The sequence below is a fragment of the Streptomyces sp. NPDC086549 genome (genome assembly GCF_044746205.1).
Taxonomy (GTDB): domain Bacteria; phylum Actinomycetota; class Actinomycetes; order Streptomycetales; family Streptomycetaceae; genus Streptomyces.
This window is the reverse complement of the sequence record NZ_JBIVBS010000016.1, coordinates 21,902-43,447: the sequence shown is the minus strand read 5'-3', so window position 1 is coordinate 43,447 and position 21,546 is coordinate 21,902. Positions and strand designations below refer to the sequence as shown.

The 21,546-nt window shown below is 70.9% G+C and carries 19 protein-coding genes; 9 read left to right on the top strand and 10 right to left on the bottom strand.

The genetic code is table 11. The features are described 5' to 3' along the window. Window positions 1-129 precede the first annotated feature (129 nt). Window positions 130-615, top strand: coding sequence for a DUF6174 domain-containing protein (locus ACIPSA_RS38175; protein WP_402643372.1), 486 nt, complete (start codon window positions 130-132; stop codon window positions 613-615). 41 nt (window positions 616-656) lie between these two features. On the opposite strand, the gene ACIPSA_RS38170 is transcribed toward ACIPSA_RS38175, so the two are convergent. Then, a complete protein-coding gene (locus tag ACIPSA_RS38170; RefSeq protein WP_402643827.1) occupies window positions 657-1,847 on the bottom strand; it encodes an AI-2E family transporter in 1,191 nt (396 codons plus the stop codon). 435 nt (window positions 1,848-2,282) lie between these two features. Here ACIPSA_RS38170 and ACIPSA_RS38165 point away from each other — a divergent pair, with 435 nt between their 5' ends. After that, window positions 2,283-4,553 (top strand): M4 family metallopeptidase, encoded by a 2,271-nt coding sequence (locus ACIPSA_RS38165; RefSeq protein WP_402643370.1) that lies wholly within the window; start codon window positions 2,283-2,285, stop codon window positions 4,551-4,553. A 68-nt stretch (window positions 4,554-4,621) separates the two neighbouring features. Here ACIPSA_RS38165 and ACIPSA_RS38160 read toward each other — a convergent pair whose 3' ends face one another. The 3 genes from ACIPSA_RS38160 to ACIPSA_RS38150 all read right to left on the bottom strand — a co-directional run bounded on the left by ACIPSA_RS38160 (window position 4,622) and on the right by ACIPSA_RS38150 (window position 6,285). Then, window positions 4,622-4,927: an SHOCT domain-containing protein gene (locus ACIPSA_RS38160; protein ID WP_402643368.1), complete on the bottom strand. Its 306-nt coding sequence runs from the start codon at window positions 4,925-4,927 to the stop codon at window positions 4,622-4,624. A gap of 27 nt (window positions 4,928-4,954) precedes the next feature. Further along, window positions 4,955-5,413: a DUF6325 family protein gene (locus tag ACIPSA_RS38155; protein ID WP_402643365.1), complete on the bottom strand. Its 459-nt coding sequence runs from the start codon at window positions 5,411-5,413 to the stop codon at window positions 4,955-4,957. A 140-nt stretch (window positions 5,414-5,553) separates the two neighbouring features. Next, a complete protein-coding gene (locus tag ACIPSA_RS38150) occupies window positions 5,554-6,285 on the bottom strand; it encodes a GAP family protein (protein ID WP_402643362.1) in 732 nt (243 codons plus the stop codon). 355 nt (window positions 6,286-6,640) lie between these two features. Between ACIPSA_RS38150 and ACIPSA_RS38145 the strand changes: the two genes are divergently transcribed. Continuing rightward, window positions 6,641-7,459 (top strand): serine hydrolase, encoded by an 819-nt coding sequence (locus ACIPSA_RS38145; protein ID WP_402643360.1) that lies wholly within the window; start codon window positions 6,641-6,643, stop codon window positions 7,457-7,459. 75 nt (window positions 7,460-7,534) lie between these two features. Here ACIPSA_RS38145 and ACIPSA_RS38140 read toward each other — a convergent pair whose 3' ends face one another. After that, window positions 7,535-8,770, bottom strand: a complete 1,236-nt coding sequence (locus ACIPSA_RS38140; protein ID WP_402643357.1) for an Ig-like domain-containing protein — start codon at window positions 8,768-8,770, stop codon at window positions 7,535-7,537. Between the two features lie 199 nt (window positions 8,771-8,969). Between ACIPSA_RS38140 and ACIPSA_RS38135 the strand changes: the two genes are divergently transcribed. The 6 genes from ACIPSA_RS38135 to ACIPSA_RS38110 all read left to right on the top strand — a co-directional run bounded on the left by ACIPSA_RS38135 (window position 8,970) and on the right by ACIPSA_RS38110 (window position 15,990). Continuing rightward, entirely contained in the window at window positions 8,970-10,106 is a 1,137-nt protein-coding gene (locus tag ACIPSA_RS38135; protein WP_402643354.1) for a hypothetical protein, read from the top strand. Window positions 10,107-10,363: 257 nt separating this feature from the next. Next, entirely contained in the window at window positions 10,364-11,548 is a 1,185-nt protein-coding gene (locus ACIPSA_RS38130; RefSeq protein ID WP_402643352.1) for a lipid II:glycine glycyltransferase FemX, read from the top strand. Then, the gene (murJ, locus tag ACIPSA_RS38125) at window positions 11,545-13,206 is read left to right on the top strand and encodes a murein biosynthesis integral membrane protein MurJ (protein WP_402643349.1); all 1,662 of its coding nucleotides are present in this window, start codon (window positions 11,545-11,547) and stop codon (window positions 13,204-13,206) included. Before ACIPSA_RS38130 ends, murJ begins: the two co-directional genes overlap by 4 nt. A 75-nt stretch (window positions 13,207-13,281) precedes the next feature. After that, window positions 13,282-13,962: a response regulator gene (locus ACIPSA_RS38120; protein WP_402643347.1), complete on the top strand. Its 681-nt coding sequence runs from the start codon at window positions 13,282-13,284 to the stop codon at window positions 13,960-13,962. Window positions 13,963-13,969: 7 nt separating this feature from the next. Beyond that, window positions 13,970-15,472: a sensor histidine kinase gene (locus ACIPSA_RS38115; RefSeq protein ID WP_402643344.1), complete on the top strand. Its 1,503-nt coding sequence runs from the start codon at window positions 13,970-13,972 to the stop codon at window positions 15,470-15,472. Next, window positions 15,469-15,990 (top strand): hypothetical protein, encoded by a 522-nt coding sequence (locus tag ACIPSA_RS38110; RefSeq protein ID WP_402643341.1) that lies wholly within the window; start codon window positions 15,469-15,471, stop codon window positions 15,988-15,990. The genes ACIPSA_RS38115 and ACIPSA_RS38110 overlap by 4 nt, the downstream gene beginning before the upstream one ends. Window positions 15,991-16,071: 81 nt before the next feature. Here ACIPSA_RS38110 and ACIPSA_RS38105 read toward each other — a convergent pair whose 3' ends face one another. The 5 genes from ACIPSA_RS38105 to ACIPSA_RS38085 all read right to left on the bottom strand — a co-directional run bounded on the left by ACIPSA_RS38105 (window position 16,072) and on the right by ACIPSA_RS38085 (window position 21,214). Next, complete coding sequence (locus ACIPSA_RS38105) at window positions 16,072-17,376, bottom strand: MFS transporter (protein ID WP_402643339.1); 1,305 nt, start codon at window positions 17,374-17,376, stop codon at window positions 16,072-16,074. 142 nt (window positions 17,377-17,518) lie between these two features. Next, a complete protein-coding gene (locus ACIPSA_RS38100; RefSeq protein WP_402643338.1) occupies window positions 17,519-18,295 on the bottom strand; it encodes a polysaccharide deacetylase family protein in 777 nt (258 codons plus the stop codon). 148 nt (window positions 18,296-18,443) lie between these two features. Continuing rightward, complete coding sequence (locus ACIPSA_RS38095) at window positions 18,444-19,202, bottom strand: TIGR03943 family putative permease subunit (protein ID WP_402643336.1); 759 nt, start codon at window positions 19,200-19,202, stop codon at window positions 18,444-18,446. Further along, complete coding sequence (locus tag ACIPSA_RS38090; RefSeq protein ID WP_402643334.1) at window positions 19,199-20,239, bottom strand: permease; 1,041 nt, start codon at window positions 20,237-20,239, stop codon at window positions 19,199-19,201. Before ACIPSA_RS38090 ends, ACIPSA_RS38095 begins: the two co-directional genes overlap by 4 nt. A 126-nt stretch (window positions 20,240-20,365) precedes the next feature. Further along, window positions 20,366-21,214: a CAP domain-containing protein gene (locus ACIPSA_RS38085; RefSeq protein WP_402643332.1), complete on the bottom strand. Its 849-nt coding sequence runs from the start codon at window positions 21,212-21,214 to the stop codon at window positions 20,366-20,368. Window positions 21,215-21,546 lie beyond the last annotated feature (332 nt).

The following is a 21,546-nucleotide window of genomic DNA, read 5'->3' as shown; positions in this document are numbered from 1 at the left end:
CGCGATCCGCACGCTCCCTTGCACACATGTGCCCTGACGACTGACACACAGGTGCCGCAGGCCGTGGCGGATCGAACGCCCGCGGGGCTTTTGGCGTCAGGGGAGAAAGGACTCGCGAAAGGCCCACCCATGACGGTCGTACATGTCACTCCCCGGTCCCTGTTGCCGCGCACAGCCCTGATCGGAGGCCTGCTGTGGGCGACCGCCGCGTGCGGAGGACTTCCCGCGTCCGGCAAGGCGGCTGCGAACTCGGCCGAGGAGAGCAGTACCGCCTGGAAGGAACCGGCCACGTACACGTACACCCTCAGCTCGACGGAGGGGGAGCGGGCTTTGATCGGTACGTTCCGGGTGACCGTGCGCGGCGGGAAGGTGGCCGAGGCGGTGGGACTCGACGAGGAAAGCCGGGCTGTGGTCCACCGGTCGTCCGGCATCGTCCCCACCATCGGTGACCTGCTGAAGGAGCTTGGGCAGGCGCGGCGCGAGGGCGCGGACACGGCGGAGGCGGAGTACGCGACCGACGGACATCCGCTGCGCGTCACACTCGACTGGGACAAGAACGCCGTGGACGACGAGGCCCGGTACGTGATCAGCGCGTACGAGCCCGGCACGCCGTAGGCGGTCGGCGCAGCCGGCTTTGAGCCGCCGCCGGACAGGCCCTAGGTCGGTGCCGTTCGCAGCGCGCGCAGCACCGACCAGGCGACCGAGATCAACGGGACGGCCACGATGGCGCCGATCACGCCCGCGACGATGGTGCCCGCGATGACGGACACGGCGACGACGAGCGGGTGGAGGCTGACCGCCCAGCTCATCACCAGGGGGTGCAGCACATGTCCTTCGAGCTGGCCGATGACGACGATGAGTACCAGTACGGCAGCGGCCGTGAGCGGGCCGCGCCCGGCGAGGGCGACCACCGTGGCCACGCCGAGCGCGACCGGTGAGCCCACCAGCGGCACGAACGCGGCGAAGAACTCCAGCAGCGTCAGCGGCAGCGCGAGCGGCACCCGCAGCACGAGCAGGGCGACACCCACGAGCACGGCGTTGGTGGCGGCCACGATGATGATGCCGCGCGTGTACCCGGCGAACGTCCGCCAGGCCGCACGCCCCATCCGGTCCCACTCCAGGCGGGCCTCGTCGGGCAGCAACTGGTCGCGCGCCCAGCCCCACAGGCGCTCGCCGGAGTGGATGAAGAAGACGGAGGCGAAGAGTGCCAGCGCGGCCCCGGTGATCAGTTCGACGAGCCTGCCCAGACCGCTGATGGCGCTGCTGAGCAGATTCGCCCGGTGGGTTTCGAGGTAGTTCGTCACCTGGCCCTGCAGATCCGCGAGTTTGCCGGGGCTCAGCCGGAACGGCGGTCGCTGGAGCCACAGTTCGATCCGGTGGATGCCGCCCCGGAACTCGCCCGCCAGCTTCGCCGACTCGCCCGCCACGGCGTTGCCCACGAGAGCCAGCAGGGTGAAGAAGACCAGCAGGCTGCCGACGAGTGCGACGGCGACGCTCAGGGATCTGGGAAACACACTGTTCAGCAGGTCGGCGAGGGGGCGCAGCACCGACGTGACGACGAGCGCGAGGAACAGGGCCACGGCGATGAGCTGGAAACGGCCGAGGACGGTGAAGATGCCGTAGACGACGACGGAGACGAGGAGCAGGCGCCAGGCGTAGGCCGCGGCGACGCGCAGCCACGGCACGGTCCGCTCGGCGACCGAGCCGGCCGAGGCCGTGGCGGCTTCCGGGCCGGAGCGCGTGCGCGGCGGGAGCCGCACGGAGTGTGCCGGCCGACTGCCCAGTACCGCGCCACCCGGCCCGCGCCCTCGGCCCCGCCCGGCCGTCCGACCGCCCGTCCCGGCCACCACGTCCCACACCACCCCGCCGTCTCTGACTGCCGGTCATGCTGAGAGCAAGGTACGGGCAGCCGCCCGGGGGACGGGGTGCAACGCGCCCGGCGGGGTCCGTCACCGAGTCGAAAGGGTGCTCGTCCGGGTCGGATGTCCGGTCGGCCCGGCCGGAAAGTGCTGCCCGAAGGGTTGAACTGCGGCAGGCAACCTCCAATTTGAGCCGTTGCCTTGGTGTAGTCATGACAATTTCGCCCGCTGGGTGTCACTCTGCTGTGCACGCATTCACTGGAGGTTCACAGCTCCCTCACATAACCCACTTCTCCGGGCATTGCCGAGCGGACGCGTCTCGTGCCGTGCCCTTCCCGCCCGCGCGCCGCCGGAGGGCCGTACCCGGCCCGACCCGCTCTCCCGGACCCATCGGGTCCGACCACCCCACAGAAGGAGAACGCTTTGTTCCGGCAGGACCGTCATCCACACCGACCCGGATTCACAGGGGCCCTGGTGCTCACCGCCGTCAGCGCACTGCTCGCGGCCGGAGTCCAGGCCGGTACCGCCGCGGCCGCCACCGACGGTCGCGGTCACGCGAAGATCCTGGCAACGCCTCGGGCCGGCGCGGCCCCCGCCCGGCTCTCTCGGGCGAAGCACGCCGCGCTCGTCAGGAGCGCCGCCGCGGCCGCCGCGAGCACGGCGAAGAGCCTCGGCCTCGGCGCCAAGGAGAAACTCGTCGTCAAGGACGTCGCGCAGGACGCCGACGGCACCACCCACACGCGCTACGAACGGACCTACGCCGGCCTGCCGGTCCTCGGCGGCGACCTGGTCGTCCACGCCAGGAGCGGCCGCCTCACCACGTCGAAGGCCACGAAGGCCGCCATCGCCCCGCCGACCACCACCCCGAAGGTCTCCTCGGCCGCGGCGAAGGCCAAGGCGCTCGCGACCGCCGTCAAGGCCGGTGCCGAGCACGCGAAACCGAACGGCACCCCGCGCCTCGTCGTCTGGGCCGCCGGCGCAGAGCCCGTGCTGGCCTGGGAGTCGGTGGTCGGAGGCTTCCAGGACGACGGAACACCCAGCGAGCTCCATGTCATCACCGACGCCGCCTCGGGCAAACCCGTGTTCCGGTTCCAAGGTGTCCATACGGGGAGCGGCACAGGACAGTTCAGCGGCACGGTGCCGCTCGGCACCACGCTCTCCGGCTCGACGTACCAGCTCATCGACGGCGACCGCGCCGGACACGCCACCTACGACCTGAACCAGGGCACCTCCGGCACGGGCACCCTCTTCACCGACGACAACGATGTCTGGGGCGACGGCACGCCGAGCAACCGTCAGACCGCGGGCGTGGACGTCGCCTTCGGTGCCGCGGCGACCTGGGACTACTACAAGGACGTCTTCGGCCGCAACGGCATACGCAACGACGGAGCGGCCGCCTACAGCCGGGCCCACTACGGCAACAACTACGTCAACGCCTTCTGGTCCGACACGTGCTTCTGCATGACCTACGGCGACGGCTCGGGCAACACGCACCCGCTGACCGCGCTCGATGTCGCGGCGCACGAGATGAGCCACGGTGTCACCAGCGCGACCGCCGGCCTCAACTACTCGGGTGAGTCGGGCGGTCTGAACGAGGCGACCTCCGACATCTTCGCCGCCGCGGTGGAGTTCCACGCCAACCTGCCCGCCGACGTCCCCGACTACCTGGTCGGCGAGAAGATAGACATCAACGGCAACGGCACGCCGCTGCGCTACATGGACAAGCCCTCGAAGGACGGTGCGTCCCGCGACTACTGGAGCTCGTCACTGGGCGGCCTCGACGTCCACTACTCCTCGGGCCCGGCGAACCACTTCTTCTACCTGCTGTCCGAGGGCAGCGGGGCGAAGACCGTCAACGGGGTCGCGTACGACAGCCCCACCTACGACGGTCAGGCGGTGACCGGCGTCGGCATCGACAACGCCCAGCGCATCTGGTACCGGGCCCTCACCACCTACATGACCTCGACCACGAACTACGCGGGCGCCCGGACCGCGACGCTCCAGGCCGCGGCCGACCTCTTCGGCGCCTACAGCCCGACCTACCTGGCCGTGGCCGACGCCTGGGCCGCGATCAACGTCGGGAACCGGATCGCGCTGGGCGTCAACGTGGCCCCGATCGGGGACCAGACCAGCGGGGTGGGGCAGTCGGTGTCCCTCCAGACGGACGCGTACACCACCAACTCCGGCGCGGGCCTGACCTATGCGGCCACCGGCCTGCCGGACGGGCTGACGATCAGCTCCACGGGCCTGATCTCCGGCGTCCCGACCACGCTGGGGACCAGCGACGTCACCCTGACGGTCACCGATGACACCGGCGCGGCGGCCACCGTGCGCTTCAACTGGCGGGTGGCCGACATCTACGCCAACACCACCCGCGTCGACATCCCCGACGCCGGCGCCGCGGTGGAGTCCCCGATCACGGTCACCGGCCGGCCCGGCAACGCCTCGGCCACCACTGAGGTCTACGTCAAGATCGTCCACACCTACCGGGGTGACCTGACCGTCGATCTCGTCGGCCCGGACGGAACCGTCTACTCGCTGCTGAACCGCAGCGGCGGCTCCGCCGACAACGTGGACCAGACCTTCACCGTCGACGCCTCCGCCCAGCCCGTCTCCGGGACCTGGATCCTGCGGGTCCAGGACCATGACCGGATCGACGTCGGCTACATCGACCAGTGGCGGCTCACCCCCTGAGCCGTCCGCCCCACGGAGTCGGTCGCCCCGGGTCGCTTTCCGTGACCCGGGGCGTCAACTGTGTGCCGTCAGCCCAGGAGCCGGCGCTTCTGGGCCTCGAACTCCTCTTCCGTGAGGACGCCCTGTGCCTTCAGCTCACTCAGCTGCTTGAGCTGTTCGATCTTGCGGGTCATGTCGTCGGAAGTGGACGGCGGCGCCGCGGGAGGCGTCGGGGGAGGCGGTGCGGGCGCCTGCTGAACCGCTTGTTGCTGCTGCGCTTCGTAGTCCTGCTGCGCCCAGCGTCCTGCCTGCCGCCGAGACACCCGGTTGGACACCGCGGTGGCGGTTCCGGCGACGACTGCGGTGCGCGCGACACCCCGAAGGAGTCCGGGCATGTTCTCTCATCTCCCTCGCTGGACGGCTCAGGCGGCTGCGGATCCACCGGGCGGTGTCGAGCCCTCCACCGCGTCCAGCGAGGCCAGCAGGGCCTGGATGGGGATACGGCCGCCGGCGACGACCTGGGCCCCGCCGCGCCTGAGCGCGCGTGCCATGGGCGCGGCCCACAGGTTCTCGTACACCAGGACCGCGGCGGAGTTGCCGGGCTCCAGCGCGTTGCCGGCCTCGTCGATGTCGCCCTGGTCCAGCAACCCGGCGGAGGCACCGGTGAAGACGGACACGTCGACCTCGTCACCGAGATCCTGAAGCTCCAGCGCGATGACCGTTCCGTCGCTGTCCTTGCGGACGAAGGCCAGGTCGATGATCCGGATGATGCCCCTGTCGGTGAGATCGACCAGCAAGGGGAACGCCTCACCCGTCATCCGATGGCCGGGAAACTCGATGACCAGGTAGTCGACGGGGCCCATTTCTTCGACATCGTTCATGGCCACTCCTTGGGAGCGGAACGGGAGTCGGGGCAGGTCCCTGACCGCCGGTGCTCGTCAGCCCCCATGCGTCATTCCACCACGCGGCGAAAGGCCCCGCACGTCCACTTCCGCGGGACCGGCACCGGCACGTGGGTGCGTCAACTGGTGAGCTGGTAGATGCTCCTTCCCACGAGCCAGAAGCCGAGTACCAGGCAGCCGAGCACGATGGCCCGCTGCTGGTGCCTCTCCATCCATGACCGCAGCCTCAGCAGGCGAGCCTTCGCCGCCGTCGGGGCGAAGACCACGTACAGCTCGGTGGCCACCAGGCTTGCGGTGGCCAGCAGACAGAAGAAGGACAACGCGAGCCAGGACGAGGTGTGCGAGAGGTCCGCCTCCACCACAGTCGTCGCGGCGGCCGCGACCAGGCCCCAGGGTTGCAGGAACACGGCGAGTCCGGCCGCCGCCCAGGCGCTGCTGCGGTCCATCTGGGACGTCAGCTGCGGGCCCGGCGCAGCGGCCGGCCGCTGGTCGGGCTTTTGATCCGGCTCCTGATCCGGCTCCTGATCCGGCTCTGTCATGGTCCCGTCGATCCCGGTCCGGGCGGCCACGAGACGTCGCCGCCGGCGTTCGCCGTAGAACACGAGCGACACCCCGATGGCCAGCTTGGCCGCGAGGGCCGCCGTCGAGGGCGGGGACCTGGGGGGTGGGGGCTGCCCGCCGGTCAGTATCAGGACGATCCCGATCACCGTGACCAGACACGCCAGCCAGGCCAGGATGAAGACCAGCCCTTTCCAGACCCCCCGCGCCGATGCCACCACCAGGACGAAAGCCATGATGGGCAGAGGGTTGAGCGTGATGGCCAGGGCGATGAGAAGCAGATCGAGGACCATGGCGACCCCACCGTGTCAGGACATCACGAGAAGAGTAGGCAGGGGTCGCCGAAACCACATCTCGTGATCCCGGCGAGGTCGGCAGGCCGTACGGCAGGGGCGGCAGTCCACTGTGGCGCCCCTCACAGCCGAATCTGTGACCCTCCACACAATCCCGCAGGAAAAGGTCTCCAACGTGGCGGCGGTCACGTCGCGATACGGGCGTTTTGTTTAGGTTCGCAGTTCTGTGTTCCTCCCACATGAACTGCCGAGGCCCTTCACGATGCAGCACCGACCGTCCCCCCTGTCGCATCCGCGGAGCACGGCCGGGCGTCGCCCCCGGGGCAGGCGCACCGCGGTCTGTGCGGGCGTTCTCATGGCCTCGGTCGCGACGCTCGTCTCGGCCGGCACCCTCCAGTCGACATCCGCGGCCGCGGCCACGGGGTCGACGCGGCCCGACAGCGCCACGGCCGACTTTCTCGCACGGGTGAAACCCGAGGGGAAGTCCCGGGTGACGGCCGCGGTGCTCGACCTGGACGGCACCGGCCGGGTCCCCACCGTGTACGGCGACGACACCCCCTACGACACCGCGAGCATCATCAAGGTCGACATCCTCGCCACGGCGCTGCTCCAGGCGCAGGACGCCGGACACGGGCTCACCGAACAGCAGCGCACCGAGGCCGAGGTGATGATCAAGCGCAGCGACAACGACGCGGCGAGCGCCCTGTGGCGGGACATCGGCCTGGCGCCGGGCCTGGAGGCGGCGAACAAGCGGTTCGGGCTGACCTCGACGAAGGGCGGCGCCGGTACCGAGTGGGGGCTCACCCAGACGACGGCGAGCGACCAGATACGGCTGCTGCGCAACGTGTTCGACACCGGTACGGCCTCGCACAAGGGCTCCAAGGTGCTGGACGAGACCTCCCGTACGTACATCCGCACGCTGATGAGCCAGGTCATCGGCGAGCAGTCATGGGGTGTCTCGGCGGCCGGCGACTCCGGATGGGCGCTGAAGAACGGCTGGCTGCAGCGCAGTAAGACCAAGCTGTGGGACGTCAACAGCGTCGGACGGATCACGGTGGGCAAGCACCACTACCTCGTCTCCGTCCTCTCCAACGGCAGTGCGTCGATGAAGGACGGTGTCTCGCTCGTGGAGCGCGCGGCCCGGACGGCCGTCTCCTCGGCGACCGCCCACTGACCGGACCGGGCGGCGGCCCACGGCGGTGGGCCGCCGCCCGGGACGTCGCCCGCGGCGCGGATTACGGTGCTCGGGTCAGCGCAGGGCGCTCCGGGCCCTCCACTGGTCCCAGCCGAGGTTCCAGTCGCCGAATCCGTTGTTCAGGGCCACCCGGCCCTTGGTCTCCGCGCCCCCGACCTCGAACGGGTCGCCGACCTGGGCGTGCTCGTAGAGCCATGCGGCGTTCGCGTCGCTCATGCCGATGCAGCCGTGGCTCCTGTTGGCCCTGCCGAAGTAGGCGGCGTTCCAGGGCGCGGCGTGCGCGTACGTGCCGGACCAGGTCAGGCGCATCGCGTAGTCGACCTTCTGGTCGTAGGCGTCGCCCAGGCCCACGGTCTCCGAGTTCATCCGGATGGTGCCCTCCTTCGCCATCACCACCTCCGTGCCGCGCCAGGAGCCCGTGTCGCGGCCGGGTGTGCCGCCGGAGACCGGGAAGGTCTTCACCGTCCTGCCGTCGCGCTCCATGGTGAGCCGCTTGGCGTCGAGGTCGACCTTGACCACCTGCCGCGCGCCGATGGTGAAGTCGAGCTTGTAGTCGCGTACGAACCAGCCGCCGCCCGTGCCCGAGTCGGTGCCGTTCAGCCGGGCGTCCAGGGACACTTCGGTGCCCGGCCGCCAGTACTGCTTGGGCCGCCAGTCCACCCGGTCCCGGCCCGACCAGTCCTTCATCCAGCCCCATGAGCCCTCGGTGCCGTTGGAGGTGGTGACCTTGAGTTGCCTCTCCACCGCGGCCTTGTTCCGTACCGGGTGGTCGAAGACGAGGGAGACCGGCTGGGCCACGCCGACCGTGGTGCCGTCGCCCGGCCGCCAGTCCACCTTGTTGACCTTGTCGGCGGGAGCGGTGGAGAACGAGGCGTGCGCGTTCCCCGCCGTGCCGCCCTTCGTGCGGGTCGCCGCCTCGACCGTGTAGGCGGTGCCCGGCACGGCGTTGCGGTCCGAGGTCCAGGTCCGGCCGTCGTGCGACAACCTGCCGGTGAGCCCGGAGCCCCGGGCGTCGGTGACGGTGACCGAAGTGAGGGTGCCGTCCTTCGCGGCGACCACGACCGGCTCGCCGACCCTCGCCCGCGGGCCGTGGGGCGTCACGGTGACCGTCGCCGCCCGGTCCTTCCCCTGCCCGCCGCCGGCTTTCGCGTCCGCCTTCGCGGCTGTCGTTCCGCCGGCGGAGCAGGCACAGAGCGCGGCGGTCAGCAGGAAGGCGGTCGCCGTGGCGGTGGCGGTGGTGCGTGTCCGCACCGGGCCCACGCGTATCGGTCCGGGACGTGGCTGGCTCAACGGAACCTCCGTGGAAGTCGGGAAGACGCCGGGACGCAGGGGACTCTAGGCCGCGGAAAGCGCAGGACATCGGCGTGTCGGCTGTGTGACAGCGGCTGGTGGGGAACGGTCGTCGTCCGGTCACGCGTGCCGCGCGGGACGGTCATGGACGGCTGTGAATCTGCCGCGTGTCGTGACCGTTCCGAGGAAGGGATGTCCCTTGTCCGACACCACAACGTCCGACGCCACAACCAGCGGCGTCCGGCGTCGCCGCCTCGCCGTGGCCCTGGTCGCCGGCGTGGTCGCGCTGACGATCGGCGCGGCCCCGGCGTCCGCCCGCACCGCCTCATGGCGTTCCGTCTCACCGACGGGGCTGGGCGATGCCGTCCTCAACGACGTCTCCAGTGAGAAGGGGGCGACGTGGACGGCCGGGATCGACGTGACCGACTGGTCGCCGCTCGCCCTGCGCCGGAACGGCACGGGCTGGACCAGGACACCGCAGCCCGTGGCGCACGGCCGCCTGGACGACATCGTCGCGGCCACCGGCGGGGAGGCCTGGGCGGTCGGCTCCCGGGGCGGCGGAGACGACCGGGATGTGCCGACCGTCGAGCGCTGGGACGGCACCTCATGGAAACTGGAGGACCTGCCCCTGCCCGAGGACGGGCACGGAATCCTCCACGCGGTCGCCGTGTCACCCGGTGGCACGGTCTGGGCCGGGGGCGGCCTCTTCGGCGACGACCCGGACGGCTACCAGAGCCCGTTGCTGATGACTCGCAGCCCGCGGGGGGAGTGGCGGAACGTGGAGGTCCCGGCCGCCGCGTCCGTCGGCTCCACGATCTCGATCCTCCCCCTGACCGAGGACGACGTGTGGCTGGTCGGCGCCAAGGGGGTCGCGCACTTCGACGGCAGTGCCTGGACCCGCCAGCGGCTCCCCGCACAGCTCGACGGCCAGACCTTCTACCTCGACGGCATCGCGCGACGGAAACCGGGCGAGATATGGGTCGTTGGCCTCGTCGAGGACGACCGGCTGTGGCGGCGGCCGCTCGTGCTGCGGTTGCACCACGGCCGCTGGGCGGAGGTTCCCACGCCGAAGGAGACAGCCCAGCTGCACGGCATCTCCTTCGACGACCACAACCGGCCGCTGATCGTCGGCGAGACCCGTGATCCCGCGGTGGACCCGGGCTTCAGTTACGTCCTGACCATGGACCGGCGCGGTCACCTCGTGCGGGGGAAGCAGCCGCCCGGCGCCGGGCGCCTCTACGGGACGGACGTCGACGAGCAGGGCCGGATCTGGACGGCGGGGGTGATCGACGACTCCTCCGGCGTTTATGTGCCCTATGTGGCCGTCCGGGGCTGACGGACCCTTCCGAGGTCCGCTGAGGCCAGGTCAGACAACTGTCTGGCCTGGCCTTTTGCCATGGACAGGGTCCTGGAGCCGACCCGGTTGACCGACCAGGACACCCATGTGCGGCTGTGTGACGGCGGTTGCAGGGGAACGGTCATGGTCCGGTCACATACGCCGCTCGGCACGGTCACAGACACCTGTGAATCTTCCTCGCGTTCCGGGCTTCGGCGCTCGGCACACCCGACACCGACGGCACCCGAGGAGGCCCCGTGTCAGTGCTGCTCGCTACGGCAGGCTGTGGTCAGCAGGAGGCGTGGCTGGGGCCCGTCTCCGCCGAGACGTACCGCGCCTTTCTCTCGTCGCGCACCGGCTCCACCCTGGCTCCCGGCTTTCTGCAGTGCCCGTCGTGGGCCGCGGTGAAGGACGGCTGGCAGGCACAGTTGCTGGGCTGGGGACCGCGGACCGGCCTCGCCACGGGGGAGTTGAGCGGAGTGGCGCTGGTGCTGCTGCGCCAGTTCCCGGGCACCCGGAAGTACTTCGCCTACCTGCCCGAGGGCCCCGTCGCCGACTGGGCCGACCCGGACCTCGACAGCTGGCTCGCCCCACTGCTGCGCCATCTGCGGACCGTGGGCGCGTTCGCCGTCCGTATCGGACCGGCTCCCGACTACCGCCGTTGGGACGCCCCCGGACTCAAGGCGGCGACCGGTCCCGGGCGGCGTCTGTCCGACGTGCTCACCTGCCAGGTCGATCCCCTGGGCGCCGCCGTGGCCGAGCGGCTGCGGGCCCGCGGCTGGCGGCGCTGCGGCGACGACGGCGACGACGGGGACGCGCAGCCCCGCCACGTCTTCCGGGTGCCGCTGGCCGGGCGCACCCGCGACGACCTGTGGTCCGGGCTGAACCAGGAGTGGCGGCGCAACATACGCCGGGCACACAAGTCGGGCGTGCGGGTCTCGGTGGGCGGGGCCGCCGAACTCCCCGAGTTCTACCGGCTCCTGCGTATCACCGAGGAACGGGACGGCTTCCGCCTCGGCCGTTCCCTCGCGTACTACCAGCGTCAGTACGCGGCCCTCAACGCCGAGGAGCCGGGCCGGATGAAGCTCTATGTCGCCCACCACGAGGGCGAGATCCTGGCCGCCCACACCATGATCACGGTCGGGCGGCGGGTCTGGTACCAGACGGGAGCCTCCGCCGACCACCGGCGCGAGGTCCGCCCCTCCAACGCCCTGCAGTGGCAGATGATGCTCGACGCCCACACGCGCGGCGCGGAGGTCTACGACATGCGCGGAGTGCCCTCCACACTCGATCCGGAAGACCGCTCGTTCGGACTGCTGCGCTGGAAGCTCGGCACCGGCGGCCAGGTCGTCGAGACACTGGGGGAGTGGGAGACACCCCTGGGTGGAAGGGCCAACCACGCGCTCCACCGTGCCTTCCAGATGTACCTGGCCCGCCGATGAGCGCCGCCACTCCCACGAGAGAGCGACCGGCCCACCGGCGGTCCGCCTCGGTGCTGCGCAGCGGTGCGGTCATGGCCGCCGGATCGCTCGTCTCGCGCGCCACGGGATTCGTACGCTCGGCCGTGGTCGCCGCCGCCCTGGGCGTGGGACTGGCCGCCGACGGCTACGCGGTCGGCAACACCGTCCCCACGATCGTCTACACGCTGCTTCTGGGCGGGGCCCTCAACGCCGTCTTCGTGCCCGAACTGGTCAAGTCGGCGAAAGAGCACGAGGACGGCGGGGCCGCGTACACCGACCGGCTGCTCACCGTCTGCGCGACGGCCCTGCTGCTCATCACGGCCGGCGCGGTGCTCGCCGCGCCCGCCGTCGTCGCGGCCTACACCGACTACACCGGGGCGCAGGCCGCGACCACGGTCGCCTTCGCGCGCTCCTGCCTGCCGCAGATCCTCTTCCTCGGTCTGTTCACACTGCTCGGCCAAGTGCTCAACGCCCGGGGCCGGTTCGGCGCCATGATGTGGACCCCGGTCCTCAACAACGTCGTCGTCATCGCCGTCTTCGGCCTGTATCTGGCGACGGCGACCACCGGGCGCACGCTCACCCCGGGCGAGACCGCACTGCTCGGCTGGGGCACCACGGCCGGAGTCGTCACCCAGGCGCTCGCCCTGCTGCCGTCCCTGCGCGCGGCGCGCTTCCGCTTCCGGCCCAGGTTCGACTGGCGGGGCAGCGGGCTGTCCCGGCCGCTGCGCTCGGCCGGCTGGCTGGTACTGCTCGTGCTGACCAACCAGTTCGCGTACTGGGTGGTGACCTCGCTGGCGACCGCGGCGGGACAGCGAGCGGCCGCCGAAGGGATCGACGGCGGCGCCGGGTTCAGCGCATATGGCAACGCGTACCTGTTGTGGGCCGTACCCCATGGGATCGTGACCGTCTCGCTGGTGACCGCGCTGATGCCGCGGATGAGCCGGGCGGCGGCCGACGGGGACAGGGCGGCTGTGCGCCGTGACGTCGCGTACGCCCTGCGCAGCAGCTCCGCCGCCGTCGTGCCCGCGGCCTGCGCGCTCCTCGCGCTCGCCGAGCCGGTCATGGCCGTCGCCTTCCAGTACGGCAGGACGGGTGCCGACGACATCGCCGTCATGGCGGGGGTGCTGGCGGCCTTCGCGCCGGGGCTGATCGCGTTCTCCGGGCAGTACGTCCTCTCGCGCGCCTTCTACGCGCTCGCCGACACCCGTACGCCGTTTCTGCTGAACCTCGTGATCGCCGGACTCAACGCGGGCCTGTCGGTGGCGGCCTATCGGCTGCTGCCCGCACGCTGGGCGGTCGCCGGCATGGCCGGGGCGTACTCGGTGGCGCTCTTCATGGGCTGGGCGGTCACCGCGTACGTGCTGGACCGCAGGCTCCCCGTGACCACGGCTCCCAGGCGTCCGCCGTGGCGCTCCCCGACCGCGGGCGCACTGGCCCGGCTGCTGCTGGCCGCGCTCCCGGCCGCCCCGCTCGGCCGCCTCGCGGCCTGGTGCACGGCTCCGCTCGGCCCGCTCGCGGCGCTCACGGCGGGCTCGGCGGCGATCGTGGCGACGTTCGCGCTGCTGGCCCGTCCGCTGCGCATGACCGAGCTGACGGCCGCCCTGGGCGCCCTGCCCCGCACACTCCGCCGCCGGGCGTGACGGAGCCGCCCGGCAGGCACCCCAGTCCCAACTATCCCCTTGATCAACATACTTGCAGGGAGGAATACTCCGCGCATGCCACGTGTCCTGCTCATCGAAGACGACCCTTCCGTACGTGAAGGGATCGAGCTCGGTCTGCGCCGCCGCGGGCACGTGGTCCGCACCGCGCACACCGGGGAAGCCGGGCTGGCCGCCATCGGTGAGTTCCGCCCCGACCTTCTGCTCCTCGACCTCATGCTGCCCGGCATGAACGGGGTCCAGGTCTGCCGCCGGGTACGCGAGGCCGGGCAGCTCCCCATCATCATGCTCACCGCCCGCGGCGACGACTTCGACGTCGTGGTCGGGCTGGAGGCGGGAGCCGACGACTACATCGTCAAACCCGCCCGCACAGAGGTGATCGAGGCCCGCATCCGGGCTGTACTGCGCCGCATCGAGGAGCCCGGCGGACGCTCGCCCGTGGAGTTCCACGGTGATCTCGCCGTCGACCGGGCCGGCCTCAGCGTCGCCAAGGCAGGCGAACGCGTGCTGCTCGCCCCCTCCGAACTCAAGCTGCTGCTCTATCTGACCGCCGCACCCGAGCAGGTCTTCAGCCGGCAGCAACTGCTCGAACAGGTCTGGGAACACAGCTACCACGGTGACGCCCGCCTGGTCGACGCCTGCGTACGGCGGCTGCGCAACAAGATCGAGGACGCGCCGGGCAGCCCCCGCTACATCCAGACCATGCGGGGCTTCGGCTACCGCTTCGGACCGCTGTGAGCCCCAGGTGAGCCGCTTCAAGGCCCGCATCGGGCTGCGCACCCGACTGGTGCTCGCGTTCATGCTGGTCGCCGCCGTCGGCTCCGGCACCACCGCGGTCCTCGTCTACCGCGAGGCGCGCAACGCGATCCTGGAACAGGCCCAGGACACGGCCGTCTCCTCCTTCCGCGAGCAGGTGCGGAACATGGGCACACCGCTGCCCGTCAGACGCGAGTTCCTCCAGGAGCGGCTGCGCGATCTCGCCCGGCTGGGCAAGCCGCACCCATGGGTGGTGTTCGCCGAGTACGGAACCGTCCGGGTCTCGTCCGGCACCAGGCCCGAGTCGACCGTGATCACCCCGGAACTGCGCCGCGCCGCGCTTGCCAACGCCCGCGGCGGCTTCCAACGGGTCGTCAAGGGGTCCGAGCCGTATCTGACCATCGCCGTTCCCACCGTCTTCCGGGCCGGGAAGACCGTACGCCCCACCGGGCTGGTCCTGTACGCCGTGGTGCCGCTGACCGACGAGGAGGCCAACGTCCGGGCCATGCTCACCGCGGCCCGCGACGGGGCCCTCCCCGGACTCGCGGTGGCACTCGTGCCCGCGCTGCTGTCGGCGCGCAGCGTCCTGCGCCCGGTCCGCGACCTGCGGAGGGCGGCGCGGAACATGGGCAGCGGCCGCCTCGACACCCGCATCCAGGTCAAGGGCACCGACGAACTCGCCGACCTGGCACGGACCTTCAACGAGTCCGCCGTCGAACTGGAGCGGACCGTCGGCGAACTCCGGGAGGCCGAGGTACGGGCCCGCCGCTTCGCCTCCGACGTCTCCCACGAACTGCGCACTCCGCTCGCCGGGATGCTGGCGGTCACCGAGGTCCTGGACGAGGACGCGGCCCGGCTCGCTCCCGACACCGCGGCCGCCGTCCGGCTGATCAGCGCGGAGACGGGCAAACTCGCCGTGCTCGTCGAGGACTTGATGGAAATATCGCGCTTCGACGCCCGGGCCGCCGAGCTGCACACCGACGAGGTCGACGTCGCCCACACCATCCGCAGGACCCTGACGAGCCGTCACTGGCACGACCCCGTACTGGTCGACACCGACCTGCCCGAAGGCATCCGGGCCCGTGTCGACCCCCGGCGCTTCGACATCGTCGTCGCCAACCTGGTGGGCAACGCGCTGCGCCACGGAAACGCGCCCGTCCTGGTCCGGCTGCGCGCCCGGGCGGACGGCGACGGCGAGCCGGGCGCGCCCCGGGCGAAGACGGCGACCGATACGAACGACGCCGCCCGGCTCGTCGTCGAGGTCGCGGACAGCGGTCCCGGCATTCCCGTGGACGCACTGCCGCATGTCTTCGAGCGGTTCTACAAGGCGGACGCGGCCCGCAGCCGTTCGGCGGGCAGCGGTCTCGGCCTCGCCATCACCCTGGAGAACGTGCGGCTGCACGGAGGCACGGTCCGGGCCGCGAACGGCCCGCAGGGCGGCGCGGTCTTCACCGTGGAGATCCCCCTGACGGGCAAGGAGACGACGGCGTGACACGAGCCCGCTCCACCGCGGTCCGCGCCCTCGCGGCCTGCGCCACGACGGCTGCTCTGCTGACCGGCTGCGGAGTGCGGGAAACCGGCGTCGTCGAGGCCGGCGGCCCCGCCACCATCGAGGTGTACCCCAATCAGCAGCAGCGACTGCTGCTCTTCTTCCTCACCTCGTCGGGCCACCTGACACCGGTGACCCGGGAGGCCCCGAGGAACGATCAGTCCCGGCCGGACGCCGGTACGGTGGACGGCCGGAAGCTGCTCTCCATGCTGTTCGCCGGACCGATCGACACCGAGACCGCGGCCGGACTCCACACGGAACTGCCCCGGCTGAGCGGGCACGTGGAGAGGAAGTCGGACCGCGACGGCGTCACGATCGTCCTGCCGCTCGCGGTGCGGTCGCTCAAGGCGAGCGCGGTGCGTCAGATCGTGTGTACGACCGCGTACGCGGAGAACGGCGACGGTCGCGCGGAAGTGACCCTCGGCGGAACCGACGGCACACTCCCGCCGACCCGCTGCTGAGGTGTGTGCGAGAGGAACTTCCCTTCATGGGCGCCACGCATCCGCCGCAGGGAGCGGGACACAAGTGACGCCCATGAAGCTCTAGTCGGCCGGCTTGACCGGCTTGACCGGCATGACCGGCTCCGTCGTCTCGACCGGGACGGCGAGCTCGTGCGGCGCGGCCGTGCCCGCCCGTGGTGCCTGTCGTACGGCGCGGTTGGCCGTGGTGAGGATTGCCAGGGCGGCCAGCCACGCTCCGCAGAGCCAGACCAGAGGCCTGGCGCCCAGCGTGGTGATCAGCGCGCCGCCCGCGAGCGCGCCGACCGACAGGGCACCCGTGGTGAGCGTCGAGACCGCGCTCGTCGCCCGGCCCCGCAACTCATCAGGAGTGATGGCCAGTTGGTGAGTGGTCATGGCCACCGCGTACACCGGAGCGACCAGGGACTCGGCGGCCGCGACCGCCGCCAGTGTCAGCGGGTCGGGAGCAAGCGCGTACAACGGGAACATCAGCGCCTCCAGCCACAGCATCACCACGGCGATCAGCCCGAGCGGGAACCGCCGAGTGGCCCTGTCCGAGACCAGCGCCCCCGCCATCGCGCCGACCGCCGCGCCGCTGAACACGACGCCGATCCACACCGGTGAGGCGCCGAGTTGCCGGGCGAGAGTGATGATCAGCAGATATCCGGCGCCGTAACGCATCTTGTCGGCGGCCGAAACCAGGGTGAGGAAGCGGATGACGGGCCGGCGCCAGAGCCAGCCGAGCCCCTCACGGATCTCTGTGGTGACCCGGGCTTTCGTCCGTGTTGCCTGCCGGTCCAGCTGGAAGCGTGCGCGCATCAGGCGCAATGATGCCGCGGACACGGCGAAGGAGACCGCGTTGACGGCGAAGGGCACCGTCCGCCCGAGGGCGTAGAGCGCACCGGCGAGAGGAGCCCCGAAGATGCCCACCGCACTGGCTGCGGACTGCGAGCAGCCGAGCGCGGCGGACAGGTGCCGCGGGCCGACGACGTTGGGCAGTGCAGCCGTGTTCGCCACCTGGAAGAGCGTGGTCAGGATTCCGGACAGCACGGCCGTCGCGCAGAGTTGGGGCATCGTGAGGCTGTCGAACCACAGCGCGACGGCGACACCGGCGGCGAGCACGGTCCGGCCCGACTCGCACCAGATCATGGTGGCCTTACGGTCCCACCGGTCGACGAGGGCGCCGGCGATCAGCCCGAACGCCAGGAAGGAAAGGGTGCCGAGGCCGAGGACGATCCCGGCCTGGCCGGCCGACCCGGTGAGGGCCAGCACGGTCAGCGGCAGGGCCATCGACTGGGCCTGGTCACCGATGGCGGAGATCAGCTGGCCGCTCAGCAGCAGCGAGAAGTCCCGGTTCCGGAACAGGCCGGAACCGCGCAGGGTATTCATGAGAGTTACGCTCCGTAACAGCTCTAGGACACAAGGGTGGCGTCGAAGCTGGTGTCCGAGCTAAGAGACACGGGGCGTGGAAGACATGCGGGGACCGTACTCGGGGCACGGCCCGGACCGCAATCGGTTTTGCCGGGACGGCTCAGCGGACCGGGAAGCCGAAGGAGTAACCCTGCTGCTTCAGCCACGGCAGGACTTCGCGCAGCGCGGCAACGGTCTGCGAGCGGTCACCGCCCGCGTCGTGGAAGAGGACGGTCGGGCCGTTGGAAATCTCGCTCTTGACGGTGGTGATGACGGCGTTCGTGCCGGGACGCTCGAAGTCCTTGGAGTCCACGTTCCAGCCCAGGGGCCGCATTCCCCGGGAAGCCGCGAGTTTGCGGCTGTACGGGGTGAAGGCGCCGCCCGGTGCACGGTAGTAGAGCGGCCGGACACCCCCGGACGCCTTGGTGATCATGCTTTCGGCGCCGAGGATCTCCTGGGACTGATAGGCCTCGGACTTCTTGTCCATGGTGGTGTCGTGGGACACCGTGTGGTCGCACAGCCGGTGCCCCGCGGCCACCACGGCCTTGACCAGGTCGGGGTGGGCCTGGGCCTGCGTGCCCACCATGCAGAACGTGGCCTTCACGCCGTTGTCCTTCAGCACCTGCAGCACCTGCGGCGTCCAGGTCGGGTCCGGCCCGTCGTCGATGGTGATGTTGACGCCCCGGGCGCCGCGGTCCGAGGCATGGACTATCTCCACGGACACGGGCTTCGACTTGCGGCCCTGCGAGTGGTTCGCCGAGCCGTTCGCTCCCGCATGAGGCCCGCCGACGGGACCGGCCTGCGCCGTCCAGACCGAGGTCGCGGCCGCCAGCGCCGTCACCCCGAGCGCCGCCGCGGCGACCCGGCCGTACCATCCCCGCCCGCCATGCCGTGCCATGTACGCCTCGTTCCTTGCCGTGTTGATGGGATCCCGTACATCTGTCAGGACGGAAGAAGTGGACCATGGGATCCGTCTGTTACGGATCACGGACAATTCCGCGGGAGTTCTGCGACAGACTCGGGAACTCGGCGTACGGGAACCTGCCTCAGGAGGCGGGGAAAGGGAGGTCGTCCGTGTAGCCGTTGACCGGCCGGGTGATCTTCTTGACGGTACGGGCGTCGAGTGCGACCTGAGCGGATCTCGTGCCAAGTGTCCCGCCCCGGTGCCAGGTTCCGGTCACGCTCACCCAGGTGTTGGCGGACAGGGTGGGGTCGCCGTAGATCCGCACCTTGATGGACTGGGCGTCCGCCGCGCAGCAGTTGAGGATGATCCGGGTCAGGTACCAGCTGCCGGACCGCTTGTCGGGCGTGACGAATCCGGTCATCTGGATGGTGCGTCCCTTGATGGCCTGCTTCCGGTCCTGCTGCACGCGGCTGGTGAAGTCCGTGAGGGTCATCGGGACGGGCGAGGCCGTGGGCAGCGGATCGAAGCCTGACTGCTCCGGGACGGCCTTGGGGGGCTGGCGGGAGGCCGTGTAGGCGCCGAGGGCCGGTGGAGCGTAGAAGAGCAGGCTCAGCGCGGGCAGGAGCAGCAGCCAGGCCACGCGGGGCACGGCGGAGTGGTCGTGACCGTGACCGTCGTCGTGGGCTGCGTCCACGTGGGTCGTGTGCTCGCCGCCCCGGCCTGGTCCGTACTGCGACCACGCCTCGGCGACTCCCAGTACGAGCAGCACCGCGCCCGACGCGATCAGCATCGGCCGCATGCCTTCCTTGACGTACCTGAGGCACAGGTCGGTGAAGAGCGATATGTGCAGCAGACCGAGGCCGCTGAGCAGGAGCAGGATCGCCTGGATGGGCCGTCTCACAGCAGGATGCCCCCGATCAGCGCGCTGCACAGGATGGCGACGGCCGTCGTCGCGGCGGAGAAACGGACCGCGAAGGCCCGGCCGAAGGTCCCGGCCTGAAGGGCGATCAGTTTCAGGTCGACCATCGGTCCGACCACCATGAACGTCAGCCGTGCGAGCGGTGAGAAGCCGGTGAGCGAGGACGCGACGAACGCGTCGGCCTCGGAGCACACCGCGAGCAGGATGGCGAGCGCGGCCAGGAACAGCACCGACAGCCAGGGCGAAGCGGAGAACGTGTCGAGTACGGAGGGCGGGACGGCCACGTTGAAGGTGGCCGCCGCCATGGCTCCGATGACGAGGAAGCCGCCCGCGTGCAGGAAGTCGTGCTGGAATCCCCGCCGGAACTCCGCCCAGCGACTGTGCCCGGGGTGATGGCCGGTGTGCCGTACGGCGGGCCTGAGCCACTCGGCACGGCCGAGCCAGAGCCACAGCCAGCCCATCACGGTGGCCGTGGCGAGCGAGGCGAGCAGCCGGGCCAGCACCATGGCCGGACGACCGGGGAAGGCGATGGCCGTGGCGGTCAGCACGACGGGGTTGATGGCGGGCGCCGACAACAGGAACGCGAAGGCGGCGGCCGGGGTGACGCCCCGGCCGATCAGGCTGTTGGCGACCGGCACCGATGCGCACTCGCACCCGGGCAGGACGACCCCGGCGACCCCGGCGACGGGGACGGCGAATACGGGCCGCTTGGGCAGTATGCGGTGGAACACCCGCGCCGGGACGAAGGCGTTGATGGCTCCGGACAGGGCCGTCCCCAGGAGCAGGAAGGGCAATGCCTGCACCGTGACCGACAGGCAGACCGTCTCCCATGCCTGCAGGGCCGGCTTGCTGATCGACTGACCGACGACGACGAGCGCTGTGCCGGGAAGGACAGCCGCTCCCACCAACAACAGCGGCCAGAATCCGGGCAGATCACTCGCTGGGTCGCCGTCGGCTTCGGCGCGGCTCGCGATGGCCGCCTCCGAAGTCTCCTCGGTCGGTCGGTCGGTCTTCTGCACGCCAGCTCCGTATGTCCGGTGATCGGACCGAACATACTGGACGCCGGATGCCCCACACCCCACCACCCCGGGAGCGGGCTGCTCCCGGCCCGCCGAACTACGGCGACGGCGGGCGGTACCCGCTCGTCAGGCGGTTCCGAAGTCCTGGGTCCAGTAGCTGTTGGGCTGTGCCAGACCGACGCCGATCTCCTTGAACGCGCAGTTCAGGATGTTGGCCTTGTGGCCGGGGCTGGCCATCCAGCCGGCCATGACCTGCTCGGGGGAGGCATAGCCGTAGGCGACGTTCTCGCCGTAGGCGCTCCAGCTGTACCCGGCGCTGGTGATCCGGTCTCCGGGGGAGGAGCCGTCGGACCCGGTGTGCGACATGTTCTGGTGAAGCGCCATGTCCTCACTGTGTGCCTGTGCGGCCTTGGTCAGGGTCGTGTTCAGGGTCAGGGCCGAACAGCCGACCTTGCTGCGCTCGGCATTGACGAGTTGCAGGACGCGGGCGACGGCTCCGGACGCCGTGGCGGTGGCCTTCGGGGCGCTCGGCGCGGTGGGGGCCGCGGAAGCGGCGGTGGTGGTGGTGTTCCGGGTGCCGGGCGATGCGGTGGTGCTCGGCTGGGGAGCCGTGGTCCGCGCGGTGTGCCGAGGTGCGGTGGCCTTCGGCCTCGGAGCGGCGGTCTTCCTGGCGCTCGCGGAGACGCGAGGCTTCTTCGCGGCGCTCGCGGCGGCGCTCGGAGTCTTCGTGGTGCTCGGCGCCGTCGATGCGGACCACGAGGGCTTGCCGGCCTGGTTGTGGTTCCAGGGGCGACCCCAGTTCGCGTCGCTCCACCAGCCCTTCACGGGGCTGTTCTCGGCGCGGTAGGACCGGTGTCCGCCGCCGTCGGGCCAGTCGGTGCAGGCCATGGCGGCGGACGGTATGCCCACGGCGCCCACGGCGACGGTAGCGATGACTATTCGCCGGTAATGCGTGTTCTTACGATGCTTACCCATGCGTAACCCGCTCCTGAACTGCGGCGACGTCCTGTGGGTCGTCATTCTTAGGACGCCTTCACGCGCAGCGCAAAGGGCCTCGGTACTACCTCGCCTCGTAGGCCCGGGCGGCCCTTGTCAGGGGAGTGGGGTGTGCTGGTCGGGTTTCCGGGGACCGTGCGGAATTCTGTCGCCCCGTCAGAACCCCTTCGTGTCCGCAGAACGGATGAAGGTGGCGCGCGGGCGGAAAGCCGGGAATCCCGGCGCGAACATGCGCACACCAAGCCGGACAAATCCCATATGTCGCCAGAGCGGCATCTACTATCCGGGACGCCTAGTTCCCGGACAGGCTG

Excerpts from the sequence above, each read along its gene's own strand:
- ACIPSA_RS38175 (WP_402643372.1), top strand. The coding sequence starts at position 130 with ATGACGGTCGTACATGTCACTCCCCGGTCCCTGTTGCCGCGCACAGCC.
- ACIPSA_RS38160 (WP_402643368.1), bottom strand. The coding sequence starts at position 4,927 with ATGCCCGGACTCCTTCGGGGTGTCGCGCGCACCGCAGTCGTCGCCGGA.
- ACIPSA_RS38155 (WP_402643365.1), bottom strand. The coding sequence starts at position 5,413 with ATGAACGATGTCGAAGAAATGGGCCCCGTCGACTACCTGGTCATCGAG.
- ACIPSA_RS38150 (WP_402643362.1), bottom strand. The coding sequence starts at position 6,285 with ATGGTCCTCGATCTGCTTCTCATCGCCCTGGCCATCACGCTCAACCCT.
- ACIPSA_RS38145 (WP_402643360.1), top strand. The coding sequence starts at position 6,641 with ATGGCCTCGGTCGCGACGCTCGTCTCGGCCGGCACCCTCCAGTCGACA.
- murJ (WP_402643349.1), top strand. The coding sequence starts at position 11,545 with ATGAGCGCCGCCACTCCCACGAGAGAGCGACCGGCCCACCGGCGGTCC.
- ACIPSA_RS38120 (WP_402643347.1), top strand. The coding sequence starts at position 13,282 with ATGCCACGTGTCCTGCTCATCGAAGACGACCCTTCCGTACGTGAAGGG.
- ACIPSA_RS38105 (WP_402643339.1), bottom strand. The coding sequence starts at position 17,376 with ATGAATACCCTGCGCGGTTCCGGCCTGTTCCGGAACCGGGACTTCTCG.
- ACIPSA_RS38100 (WP_402643338.1), bottom strand. The coding sequence starts at position 18,295 with ATGGCACGGCATGGCGGGCGGGGATGGTACGGCCGGGTCGCCGCGGCG.
- ACIPSA_RS38085 (WP_402643332.1), bottom strand. The coding sequence starts at position 21,214 with ATGGGTAAGCATCGTAAGAACACGCATTACCGGCGAATAGTCATCGCT.